Source organism: Peiella sedimenti (assembly GCF_030504955.1).
Classification (GTDB): domain Bacteria; phylum Pseudomonadota; class Alphaproteobacteria; order Caulobacterales; family Caulobacteraceae; genus Brevundimonas; species Brevundimonas sedimenti.
Map to the genome: position 1 here is coordinate 318,716 of NZ_JAUKTR010000001.1, position 12,067 is coordinate 330,782.

Here is a 12,067-nt window from a genome sequence, read left to right on the forward strand (position 1 = left end):
CAGATGGCGCAGGTGGTCCTGACCCAGATCGGCGCCTGGGCGGGCGCAACGCTGGACCGGATGGCGCTGGGCGCCCTGGAGCCGCCGAGGCGGCGGGGCGGGCGCTTGAGCGAACTGCGCCTGTCATCGACGGCCGAGGGGACGCCCATGCCCCTGGTGCTGGGGACCATGCGGGTTCCAGGCCAGCTGATCTGGGCGGCGAGGTTCAAGGAACACACCGAGCGGTCGGGCGGCGGCAAGACGCCCCGGGTCGAGGAGAGCCGCTATTCCCTGTCCTTCGCCATGGGCCTGGGCGAAGGGCCGATCGACGGGCTGGGGCGCGTCTGGGCCGACGGGAAGGCCATGGAACTGTCGGGCGTCAACCTGCGGCTTTATCGCGGGGACGAGGGTCAGGCGCCCGACCCGCTGATCGAGGCGGTGGAGGGCGCGGCGCCCGCCTATCGCGGCACAGCCTATGTGGTGTTCGAGGACCTGCCGCTGGGGCCGTACGGCAACCGCCTGCCGCAGCTGTCCTTCGAGGTGTTCCGGCGGCCGCGCGGCGAGAGCGAGGGGCTGGAGGACCTGTTGACCGGGGTCAATCTGATCCCCGGCTGCGGCGAGTTCGCCTATGCGACCGAGCCCGTCATGCGGCGCGAGGGGCTGACCCGCTCGCGGCCGGAGAACGTGCACAACGCCGAGGGACGGGCGGACCTTCTGGCGTCGCTGGACCAGCTGACTGCCGCCGCGCCGAACCTGGAGCGGGTGACGCTGGTGGTCGCCTGGTTCGGCGATGATCTGAGGGTGGGGCATTGCCGCATCCGGCCGGGCGTGGACGCGGCGGCCAAGGACACCGTGCCGCTGACGTGGCGTGTCGCGGGACTGGAGCGGGGCGAGGCGCACCAGATCAGCCAGACCGAGGCCCGCGCCAACTATGGCGGCACGCCCTCGGACCAGACGGTGGCGCAGGCGGTCCAGGCGCTGAAGGCGCGCGGGCTGAAGGTGGTGATCCATCCCTTCCTGCTGATGGACGTGCCGGAGGGGAATGGACTGCCGGACCCCTATGGCGGCGAAGAGCAGGGGGCGTTTCCGTGGCGCGGGCGGATCACCTGCGACCCTGCGCCGGGGCGGCCGGGCAGCCCGGACGGGACGGCGGCTGTCGTGGAGGAGGTGGAGGGGTTCTTCGGCGGGCCGGAGGAGGAGGGTCTGCGCCGCTTCGTGCTGCACTATGCAGCGCTGGCCGTGGAGGCGGGCGCCGACGGGCTGTTGCTGGGGTCGGAGCTGAGGGGCGTGACGACCTTGCGGGCGGCGTCCGGCGTCTATCCCGCGGTGGATCAGCTGTGCGCCCTGGCGGCGGAGTGCCGGACGGTGCTGGGGCCCGAGCGCAGCCTGTCCTATGCGGCGGACTGGTCGGAGTATTTCGGGCATCAGCCGCCGGATGGGTCGGGCGACGCGGCCTTTCACCTGGACCCTCTGTGGGCGCACGGGGGCGTGGATCATGTGGCCATCGACTGGTACCCGCCGCTGACGGACTGGCGGGACGGGCCTGAGCATCTGGACGCTCTGGAGGGTTGGGGCGGGGCGGACGACCCCACCTATCTGGCGGCGCGGATCCGGGGCGGCGAGGGCTTCGACTGGTTCTATGCCGACGAGGCCGCGCGCGAGGCGCAGGACCGCACGCCGATCACGGATGGGGCCTACGCAGAGCCCTGGGTGTTCCGGCCGAAGGCCTTGCTGGAGTGGTGGTCGAACGAACACTACGACCGGCCCGGCGGGGTGCGCACCGATACGCCCACCGACTGGGTTCCGGGCTCGAAGCCGATCCGGCTGGCGGAGTTCGGCTGCGCCGCCGTGGACAAGGGCCCGAACGCGCCCAACCTGTTCCTGGACCCGAAGAGCGCCGAGAGCGCCCTGCCGCCGTTTTCGAGCGGGGGGCGGGATGACGCCGTGCAGCGGGCGGCGCTGACGGCGCTGCTGGGCTTCTATGGCGCGGCCGAGAACAACCCGGTCTCGCCCCTGACCGGCCGGCCCATGATCGAGGCCATGGACGCCTGGTGCTGGGACGCGCGGCCCTTTCCGGCTTTTCCCGCCGAGACCGAGGCGTGGGGCGACGGCGGGGCCTGGAGGACCGGGCATTGGCTGAACGGGCGGCTGGTGGGCGAGGCCGAGGCCCTGTTCGGCGAGGTGATCGCCCGGGCGGGCGTGGCGTTCGAGGGCGGCGGCCCCTTGCCACGGCGCGTTGAGGGCCTGATCGCCTGGGGCGGTGAGGCGCCCGCGGGCGTGCTGGAGGACCTTCGCGCGGCGTGCGGCGCGGACCTGATCGAGACGCCGGGGGGCGGTCTGCGGCTGAAGGCGCGGACGGATAAGGTGGAACTCGAGCTGACGGGCGATGCGCTGGCGCGGAATGCGCGTGGCCTGACCCTGCGGCGCGAACGGGTGCTGGCGACGGCGCCGGGATCGGCCCTGGTGCGCTTCCTTGATCCGGATCGCGAACACCAGGTTGCGGGCGTAACCGAGGTTGCAGGGACGGGGGGCGCGGGCGCGATCAGGCGCGACCTGGGACTGGCCTGCCGGGTCGAGACGGCGCGGGCGGCGGCGCACGATCTGCTGGAGACGGCAAGGGGCGGCGAGGCGGCGACCGTGTGGGCGGCGCCCGAGACCATGCTGCGCCTGGAGCCCGGCGATGTGCTGGCCGTGGACGGTCTGGACGGCGCGTGGCGCGTGGCGGCTCTGGCCCAGGACGAAGCGCCGCATCTGACGCTGGCGCCGGCGCTTGCGGCCCGCAGGGCCGTGGCGGGCGACCCCTCTGGCGGGACGGCCACAGCGGTGCAGGGGCCGCCGCTGCTGGAGGTGCTGGACCTGCCGCCCCTGCCCGGGCGGGCCGCGGACGATAGGCCAATGGCTGTGGTGGCGGCCGAGCCGTGGCGGCCGTTCGCGGTTCACGCGGGTGTGGGGCCGGGCGAGTTGACGCGGCGGGGCGAGGTGCTGACACCGGCGAGGGTCGGGCGTCTGACACGGCCCCTGGCCGGCGCGGGGACGGCCCTGTGGGATCGGGCCTCCGTGCTGGAGGTGGAGTTGGAGGGCGCTGCGCCGGCCGGCGTGGGCGAGGCGGCGGCGCTGAGTGGGCGGGGGTTGATCGCGGTACAGGCGCTGAACGGCGGCTGGGAGCTGCTGCACTTCGCCGAAGCGGCGCTACTGGAGGGCGGCGCCTGGCGGCTGAGCGTGCTGTTGCGCGGCGTGTCCGGCACGGAGGAGGCGGCGGCTGAGGGCGCGCAAGCGGGCGCGCTGGTCGTGTGGCTGGATGAGGGCCTGCCCAGGCTGGAGGTCTCGGCGCACGAGCGGGGGCATGCGATGCTGTGGCGCGCCAGCCCCTATGGCGCGGCGGCGGGCGTGTTCAGCACCGACGTGGAGCGGACCTGGAGCGGCGTCGCCGGCAGGCCCTTCGCGCCCTGCCATCTAAGGGCGCGGCCCCACGACGGCGGGCTGGAGGCGACGTGGGTGCGGCGCGGCCGGACCGGCGGCGACGCCTGGGACCTGGAGCCGCCTTTGGGCGAGGCGTTCGAGCGCTATCGGGTTCGGGTGCTGGCGGGCGATGCTGTCCTGCGGGAAGATGATACGACCGAGCCGCGGTGGGCGTACGCCGGCGCGGATCAGGACGCTGACCTGGCCGCCGCGGGAGGCGCGCCGCTGGTGATCGAGGTGAGCCAGTATTCGGACGTCCGGGGCTGGGGGCGGGCGGCGCGGCTGACGCTGTAGGCTTGCGTCGCGGCGGCGATAGCCTAAGTCGGGGCCGACCATCTGGAGGCATCGACGGCAAAGTGGCGGCAGACCCTTACGCAGAACTGGGCGTTGCGCGTTCGGCCAGCCAGGACGACATCCGCAAGGCGTTCCGCAAGCTGGCCAAGGAGCTGCATCCCGACCGCAACCCGGGGGACAAGGCGGCGGAGGACCGCTTCAAGCGCGTCAGCGCGGCCTTCGACCTGCTGGGCGACGAGGACAAGCGCAAGCGCTTTGACCGGGGCGAGATCGACGCCGATGGGCGGGAGGTCTTCCGCGGCTTCGGCGGCGGTCAGCCCGGAGGCGGTCAGGGCGGAGGCCAGGGCGGCTTCAATCCCGGCGGCGGCTTCGGCGGCCGCTTCGAGGGCGTCGATCTGGACGAGATCTTCGACATGTTCGGCGGCGGCGGCGCGCGCGGCGGCCGGCGCGGCCCGGCCAAGGGCGGCGACGTGCGGGCGCGGGTGGAGGTCGGTCTGGAGGACACCATTCTGGGCGCGACGCGCCGCATCGCCTTTACCGACGGCCGGACGCTGGATGTGACCATTCCCAAGGGCGCCAGCGACGGCCAGGTGCTGCGACTGAAGGGCCAGGGCCAGCCGGGGCGCGCCGGCGGCCCCGCCGGCGACGCCCTGATCGAGCTGCGCATCCAGCCGCACCGGCTGTACCGCCAGGAGGGCCCCGATCTGCACATGGACCTGCCCGTATCGCTGCCGGACGCGGTGCTGGGCGGCAAGGTGCAGGCTCCGACGCCCGAGGGGACCGTGAGCCTGAATATCCCGAAGGGGTCGAACTCGGGCGCCAAACTGCGTCTGAAGGGGCGAGGGGCCTATGCGCGGCCCGGCGGCGCCCGGGGCGATCTGTTCGCGCACCTGGTCGTGACCCTGCCGGAGACCCAGGACGAGGAGCTGGTCAGGTTCGCCGAGACCTGGCGGGCCAAGCGCCCCTACACGCCCCGCCCTCGCTAGAGGCGACAGGCTGGTTTACGCTGCGTTCAGGCGCCGTTCAGAGGAACGCCGGTAATCGTCGGGCCATGTTGTTCCGTTCGATCCTTGTCGTCTTGGCGTTGGCGGTCGCTGCGCCCACCACGGCCGAGGCCCAGGTCCAGGGCGGCCTGGGCATGCAGCTGCGCCAGGAGCGCGCGCGCGAGGAGTCGCGCGGCGGTCGTCGCGTCGAGCTGGGCGAGGTGGTGCGCCGCCTGCAGTCCAGCCGTCCCGGCCGCATGCTTGGCGCGCGCGAGCAGGGTGGCGGCGACCGGGTGGTTTATGTGATCCGTTGGGAATATCCCAACGGGCGGGTGTCGGACATCATGGTCGACGCCCGCACGGGCGCCGTGATCGGAGAGCAATAAGCATGAGAGTCCTGCTGGCCGAGGATGACGCCGACCTTTCCCGGCAGCTGAAGAGCGCCCTGGTCGACGCTGGCTACGCCGTGGACCACGCCGCTGACGGCGAGGAAGCCCACTTCCTGGGCGACACCGAGCCCTATGACGTGATCGTCCTGGACCTGGGATTGCCCAAGATCGACGGAGTCTCGGTGCTGGAGCGCTGGCGCCGCGACGGCAAGGCGACCCCTGTGCTGATCCTGACGGCGCGCGGCGCCTGGTCCGATAAGGTTTCGGGCTTTGACGCCGGGGCCGACGACTATCTGACCAAGCCCTTCCACACCGAAGAGCTGCTGGCGCGGATACGCGCCCTGCTGCGCCGGTCGGCCGGTCACGCCAGCGCCGTGCTGACGTGCGGCGCGTTGCGGCTTGATCCGCGGGCGGCCCGCGCCAGCGTGGACGGCGAACCGCTGCGCCTGACCTCGCTGGAGTACCGGCTGCTGCACTATCTGATGATGCATCAGGGCCGGGTGATCAGCCGCACCGAGCTGGTGGAGCATCTGTACGAGCAGGACTTCGATCGCGATTCCAACACCATCGAGGTGTTCGTGGGCCGGCTGCGCAAGAAGATCGGCTCGGACCGTATCCAGACCGTCCGCGGCCTGGGTTATCGGCTGTCGGCCCTGCCGGGCGAGGCCGAAGGCTGAGCGCCGGGCCCGCCATGCCGCGCGGATCGCTGGCGCGCCGGCTGATCCTACTGGCGGCCGCCTGGAGCCTGGCGGCCCTGGTGCTGACCGGGGCGGCGCTGACCGCGTTCTTTCGGGACGCCTCGCTGCAGCGCCTGGACCAAAGCAATCAGGAAACCCTGGACGCGGTCGTGGCCGTGGCCAACGTGGTCGACGGCGAGGTCGTCGTGCCGCAGATCCGCGACGAGCCCTCCCTGCGCATCTTCTCGGGCAAATACTGGTTGGTGGCCGAAGCCGGCGAGGGCGAGCGGCTGACGGTGCTGGAACAGTCGACCTCGCTCTGGGACGGTGATCTGCCCCTGCCGCGGGGCCGGTCCCTGAACCTTGAGGAGAGCGGGCCCGACATCTACGGGGGCGAAGGCCCGCGGGGCGAGCCCTTACGCATCATGGCCATCCGGCGCACCCTGCCCAACCGCTCGGAGCCGCTGATCTTTCTGGCGGGCATCGACCGGACGGCGGTCAATGCGGACGTGCGGCGTTTCTCGACCCTGACCTGGACGGCGCTGGCGCTGCTGGGCTGCGGGCTGGTGGCCGCGGTGTTCTTCCAGGTGCGGCTGGGCCTGCGGCCGCTGCATGATCTCAGCCGCGAGGTCGGCGCCGTTCGCCGGGGCCGGTCCTCGGCGGTGGAGGGCGCCTATCCGGTCGAGATCGCGCCCCTGGCCGAAGAGCTGAACGCGCTGCTGGAGCACAACAGGGAGGTGGTGGAGCGCCAGCGCATGCATGTGGGCAACCTGGCGCACGCGCTGAAGACGCCCATCTCGGTGATGCTGGCCGAAAGCGAGGGCAAGAGCGACGGACTGGCCGATGTGGTCCGCCGTCAGGCCGAGGTCATGCGCGGCCAGGTGGACCACCACCTGCGCCGCGCCCGCGCCGCCGCCAGGGCGCAGGGCGGCGGCCAGCGCACCCAGGTCGAAGAAGTGCTGGACGAACTGGCGCGGATGCTGGAGCGCGTGTTCCAGTCCAAGGGCGTCGAGATCGACTGGGACGCCGAGCCGGACCTGTGGTTCCGGGGGGAGCGCCAGGACCTGCAGGAGATTCTCGGCAACGTGCTGGAGAACGCCTGCAAATGGAGCCGCCGCCGCATCAGCGCGGTGGCCGTAGCGGACGGCGAAACGCGCCTGAGAATCGTCATCGAGGACGACGGCCCCGGCCTGGCCGCTGATCAGCGCGAACAGGCCCTGAAGCGCGGCGAGCGGCTGGACGAGAACGCGCCGGGCTCGGGCCTGGGCCTGTCCATCGTGAAGGAGCTGTGCGCCGCCTATGGCGGCACGGTGGCGTTGGGTGAGAGCCGACTTGGCGGCCTGGCCGTGACGCTGGAGCTGCCGCGCGCCGAAGCCTGAGCGGTAAAGGGGTTCATTAACACTGATCGTTCACCGTACGCCGGTGTTTACGCATGATCGCAGGGCCGAAAGACCATGGCCAAGCTGACAGACGTGCAGGCGGCGGCGGTCCGGCAGCTGGTCAAGGCCGCGCCGGACGAGATGCTGCATGTGCTGGAAACGGCCTTTCGCGGCGGCGGCGAGCGCGCCGCCCAGGTGAGCGCCGAGGCCGAGGCTGAACGGGTCGGACGTGAAGCTCGAGCCCTGGTCTTCCAGCCTCTGATGGGAATGCTTCATCCGCGCGCCGACGGCGTGATCGGCGCCCAGCTGCCGAGGGGCGCGCTGGAGCGGCTGTGGGCCGCCGCCGGCGTCGATCCGCGAGCGCTGCTGGACGAGCTGAGGCTGATGGATCCGGACGCCTGGGGCCCGGTTCTGGACGCCTGCGCCGCCAACGCCCTGGAGGCTCTTGAGGCCGAGGAGGCCGCCGGCGAGCTTCGCGACTGGCTGAAGCTTGTGCCGCTGGGCCGCAGCGCCCTGACCCGGCTGGACGTGTGGCTGACGCGCCCCTCGGGCGAAGACGCGGCGGCCTTCCGTCTGGCTCTGCGCGACGCCGATGCGCTGGTCGAGGACGGCTCGCGCCGGCTGCTCGAGATGCTGTTCAGTCAGGTCGAGGAGTCGCGCCGCACCCTGATGCTGCTGACGCTGGCGACGGATCGCGTGACGGAGTCCTTCCTGCGCGGATCGGAGCTGGCGACCTTCGTCGACCGGCAGCTGGATGCGGTTGAGGCGCGCCTGGCCGGGCTGCTCAAGCTGGACATGGCCGCCGGGCTGAAGTCCATCGAACGCGCCGCAGGGGAACTGACCTGGGCCGTGCAGCTGATCGATGAGGTCCAGGCGCTGGTGGAGCTGTCGCCCGAGGGCGCCTGGGGCAAGCGGGTGGCCGACGCCCGTCGCAAGGCCTCCGGACTTGTGGAAGAGCGCCTCAAGGCCGCGCCGGCCGCCGTCGGCAAGGCCTTGCCCATGGAATCCGTGACGGTGGCGGGAACCATGCGCCGCAAGGCGCCGCGCCTGCGCCCCCCTGCTGATCCCCTCCATACGGAGACGGCTCTGGGCCTGACCGCCTATGGCGCGGCGGTGCGCGGGGCGGCCAGCCTGCTGGGCTGTTCCACCCTGAGAAACAGGGTGGCGGAGGAGACCGCGGACCAGGCGGACCACTACGCCGAAGAGCTGTTGCAGATGGTCAACGGCGGGGAGTGCGCCGACCTGGGCGAGGCGCGGCGCATGCTGGATGTCTGCGCCGATCTGCTGCACCACAGCCGCGGCCCCGACGCGGCCAAGGTGCTGCGGCGCCGTGTGGCGGTCGCAGGGCCGCCCGCCCCCTCGCAAGTCGTCGCCTGATGGCTTAAGTACGCCCCCGCTTCGGCGAGGTGGCGATGACCTTCTTCTGGATGATCTGCGGACTGACGGCGCTGGGCGCCGGGCTGGTCGTTCTGATCGCCGCCCGTCGCGCATCGGCGACCGCCGCCGACCGCACGGATCAGCGGGTGCTTCTGGGCGGGGTGCTGGGCATGGGTGTGCTGGCGGCCGGGCTCTACGCCGTGACCGGCGCGCCGGGGACGCCGGACCAGCCCTATGCGCAGCGCGTTGAAGCCTGGTCGCAGGAACTGGAGACCCTGGACGCCACGCGGCTGGCCGCCGTCGCCGAGCGTGCGGCGGAGCGGGCGCCGGACGACGCCACCGCCTGGGCCTTTCTGGGGCGGGCGCGCATGGCGGCGGGCGACCACCTGGGCGCGGTCTCGGCGTTCCGGCGTTCCCTGAGCCTGGGCGGAGCCTCGGCCGAGGTGTGGGCGCGTCTGGGCGAGAGCCTTTATCAGGCGGGCGGCCAGCAGTTCAGCGAGGATGCGGTCAACGCTTTTGGCCGCGCCCTGCAGATGGACCCCGCCCAGCCGGTGGCGCGCTATCGCATGCGCCAGGCGGCGGCCGAGTTCGGGCTGAGCCGCTGATGAGCTGGTTGCCGAAATCCCCCAAGGCGCGGCGACGCCTGATCCTGGTGGCCGCCATAGCGCCGGTGCTGGCGCTGGCCGTGGCGCTGACGCTTTGGGGCCTGCGGGGACAGGTGGTCTATTTCTACAGCCCCTCTGATCTGGCCGCGCGGCCGCCCGAGACCGGGCAACCCCTGCGGCTGGGCGGGCTGGTCGAGGCGGGGAGCGTCTCGCGCGATGCGGCCGGCCACATCCTGTTCGGGGTGACGGACGGCGCCGCCGAGGTGCAGGTGGTCTATGACGGCGCGCTGCCGGACCTGTTCCGCGAGGGTCAGGGCGTGGTCGTCGAGGGCCGCCTGGAGACCTCCGGCCGCTTTCGCGCCGATCAGGTGCTGGCCAAGCACGACGAGACCTACATGCCCCGCGAGGTGGCGGACGCTCTGAAGAAACAGGGCGTCTGGCGCGAAGGCGAGGCGTCGTGATCGCGGAGTTCGGCGCCTTCCTGCTGGCGCTGGCGTTCGCGGCCACCCTCTTGCAGGTGGGGCTGTCGACGGCGGCGCGGTGGCGCGGCTCGGACGCCCTGGGCGGGGCGGCGCAGGGCGCGGCGACGGCGGCCGCCGTCCTGCTGGCGCTGGCTTTCGCCATGCTGATCCAGGCGTTCGTCGCCTCAGACTTCTCCGTCGAGAACGTCGCGGCCAACTCGCACACCGACAAACCCCTGTTTTACAAGGTGACAGCCGCCTGGGGCAGCCATGAGGGCTCCATGCTGCTGTGGTGCCTGACGGGAGCCCTGTTCAGCGCCGCCATGGCCTGGACACGGGGCCCGGAAAAGACGTTCAGGGCCTCGGCCCTGGCGGTGCACGGCGGGCTGAACGCCCTGTTCCTGGCGTTCCTGGCGTTCACATCCTCGCCCTTTGCGCGCCTGGCTGAGCCGCCGGTGGAAGGCGCCTCGCTGAATCCCCTGCTGCAGGACCCGGCGCTCGCGATCCATCCGCCCATGCTCTACCTGGGATATGTGGGCTTTTCGGCCGTGTTCGCCCTGGCCGTCGCGGCGCTGATCGAAGGACGCCGGGCGGGCGAGTGGGCCCGATGGATGCGGCCCTGGGTGCTGGCGTCCTGGGCGCTGCTGACCCTCGGCATCACGCTGGGCTCGTTCTGGGCCTATTACGAACTGGGCTGGGGCGGCTGGTGGTTCTGGGATCCGGTCGAGAATGCGTCGTTCCTGCCCTGGCTGGCGGGCGCGGCGCTGCTGCACTCGGTGATCGTGACCCAGCGACGCGGCGCTCTGGCGGCCTGGACCGTCTTTCTGGCCATACTGTCCTTCTCGCTCTCGATGCTCGGCGCCTTCCTGGTGCGCTCAGGCGTGCTGACGTCGGTGCACGCCTTTGCGGTGGACCCCAGCCGGGGCGTGCTGCTGCTGGCGATCCTGGGCGTCTCGGCGGGCGTGGCCTTCAGCCTTTTCGCTTTCCGGGCCAAGCTGCTGGTCAGGGAGGACGCCAACTTCGCCCCCGTCAGCCGCGAAGGCGCGCTGGTGCTGAACAACCTGTTCCTGACGGTCAGCGTGGGCGTGGTCCTGATCGGCACGCTCTATCCACTGATGCTTGAGGCCGTCACCGGCGAAGCGGTTTCGGTGGGGCCGCCTTATTACAACCTGACCTTCGCGCCTCTGCTGGGGCTGGGTCTGACCGCCCTGCCGGTCGGCGCCATGCTGGCCTGGCGGCGGGGCCGGATCGCACCGGCCCTGAAGGAGCTGAAATGGGCGGGCCTCGCGGCGCTGGGCGCCCTGGTCTGGGCGGCGGCGGTTCTGGGCCTGGGCGAAATCGGCGCCTGGCTGGGCGCCACCCTGGCCGTCTGGCTGATGGCGGGGGCCCTTTGGGAGCCGTGGTCTCGAGCCGCGCGAGGCGCGGACAGGGCGGGCCGCTGGCGCCGGCTGAAGGCCACGCCCGTGGCGGTATGGGCGATGACCCTGGCGCACCTGGGTCTTGGCGTCTTCCTGCTGGGCGCGGTGGTGGAGACGACGGCCAAGGCCCAGACCTCGGACATCCTGATGCCGGGCGGGCGCACGCAGGTGGCGGGCGTAGAACTGACGCTGGACAGCGTCGGCGTCAGGGAAGGGCCCAACTATCTGGCGGAGCAGGCGGTGATCACCGCGCGACGGGACGGCCGCATCGTGTGCCGCGTGGAGCCGGAACGGCGGCTGTTTCCGCACAACGGCCAGATGACGACCGAGGTGGGCCTGTGCTTCCAGGGTCTGGATGACCTGTATGTGGTGCTGGGCGAGCGGCGCGACGACGGCGCCGGGCGCGGCTGGACGGTGCGGGCGCACTGGAATCCTCTGGCGAGGCTGATCTTCCTGGGTCCGCTGCTGATGGCGCTGGGTGGTATTCTGGCCATTGCCGCCTGGTTTCGGAGGCGGGGATGAGAGGCGCCGCGCTGATCCTGGCCGCGGCGCTGCTGGCCGGGCCGGTTGCGGCCCAGGAGCCGCCGCCGCCGCCCGAGCGGTCGCTGTCCGATCCGGCGCAGGAAGCGCGGGCGCAGGCCCTGTTCCGCGACATCCGCTGCGTCGTTTGCCAGAACGAGTCCATCGCCGATTCCCAGGCGGGCATCGCCGGCGATCTGCGCCGCCGCATCCGGGAGGAGGTCGCTGCGGGCCGCAGCGACCAGACCATCAAGGCGGATCTCCAGCGCCTGTACGGCGACTTCGTGCTGCTGAAGCCGCCGGTCGGCCCCCGAACCTGGCTGCTGTGGGGCGCGCCCTTTCTCCTGATCGTGATCGGCGGGGCCGCCATCCTGATGCGCCTGCGGCGTTCGCCCGCAGGGCCGGAACCGACGGGCGACGGCCTCATTTCGGCCCAGGACGAGGGGCCGGATGCGGCTTAATTCCGGCGTCAGGTGACGGAAGGGTAAGTTGAGATCGCGGCGCGAATGCCCCATCTATTCACTTCC

At 72.0% G+C, this 12,067-nt stretch carries 10 protein-coding genes; all 10 read left to right on the forward strand.

What is annotated here, in order from left to right; genetic code table 11:
• Window positions 1–3 precede the first annotated feature (3 nt).
• The 10 genes from Q0812_RS01610 to Q0812_RS01655 all read left to right on the forward strand — a co-directional run bounded on the left by Q0812_RS01610 (window position 4) and on the right by Q0812_RS01655 (window position 12,001).
• Entirely contained in the window at window positions 4–3,732 is a 3,729-nt protein-coding gene (locus Q0812_RS01610) for a baseplate multidomain protein megatron (protein WP_302108546.1), read from the forward strand.
• 62 nt (window positions 3,733–3,794) lie between these two features.
• Window positions 3,795–4,718: a DnaJ C-terminal domain-containing protein gene (locus Q0812_RS01615; protein WP_302108547.1), complete on the forward strand. Its 924-nt coding sequence runs from the start codon at window positions 3,795–3,797 to the stop codon at window positions 4,716–4,718.
• A gap of 65 nt (window positions 4,719–4,783) precedes the next feature.
• Window positions 4,784–5,101 (forward strand): PepSY domain-containing protein, encoded by a 318-nt coding sequence (locus Q0812_RS01620; RefSeq protein ID WP_302108548.1) that lies wholly within the window; start codon window positions 4,784–4,786, stop codon window positions 5,099–5,101.
• A gap of 2 nt (window positions 5,102–5,103) precedes the next feature.
• A complete protein-coding gene (locus Q0812_RS01625) occupies window positions 5,104–5,781 on the forward strand; it encodes a response regulator transcription factor (RefSeq protein ID WP_302108549.1) in 678 nt (225 codons plus the stop codon).
• Between the two features lie 14 nt (window positions 5,782–5,795).
• Complete coding sequence (locus Q0812_RS01630; protein WP_302108550.1) at window positions 5,796–7,160, forward strand: ATP-binding protein; 1,365 nt, start codon at window positions 5,796–5,798, stop codon at window positions 7,158–7,160.
• 75 nt (window positions 7,161–7,235) lie between these two features.
• Window positions 7,236–8,537, forward strand: coding sequence for a hypothetical protein (locus Q0812_RS01635; RefSeq protein WP_302108551.1), 1,302 nt, complete (start codon window positions 7,236–7,238; stop codon window positions 8,535–8,537).
• 35 nt (window positions 8,538–8,572) lie between these two features.
• A complete protein-coding gene (locus Q0812_RS01640) occupies window positions 8,573–9,142 on the forward strand; it encodes a tetratricopeptide repeat protein (RefSeq protein WP_302108552.1) in 570 nt (189 codons plus the stop codon).
• Window positions 9,142–9,603, forward strand: coding sequence for a cytochrome c maturation protein CcmE (gene ccmE / locus Q0812_RS01645; protein ID WP_302108553.1), 462 nt, complete (start codon window positions 9,142–9,144; stop codon window positions 9,601–9,603). Before Q0812_RS01640 ends, ccmE begins: the two co-directional genes overlap by 1 nt.
• Window positions 9,600–11,543 (forward strand): heme lyase CcmF/NrfE family subunit, encoded by a 1,944-nt coding sequence (locus tag Q0812_RS01650; protein WP_302108554.1) that lies wholly within the window; start codon window positions 9,600–9,602, stop codon window positions 11,541–11,543. The genes ccmE and Q0812_RS01650 overlap by 4 nt, the downstream gene beginning before the upstream one ends.
• On the forward strand, window positions 11,540–12,001 hold the full coding sequence (locus Q0812_RS01655; protein WP_302108555.1) for a cytochrome c-type biogenesis protein: 462 nt from the start codon (window positions 11,540–11,542) through the stop codon (window positions 11,999–12,001). The genes Q0812_RS01650 and Q0812_RS01655 overlap by 4 nt, the downstream gene beginning before the upstream one ends.
• Window positions 12,002–12,067: the final 66 nt, after the last annotated feature.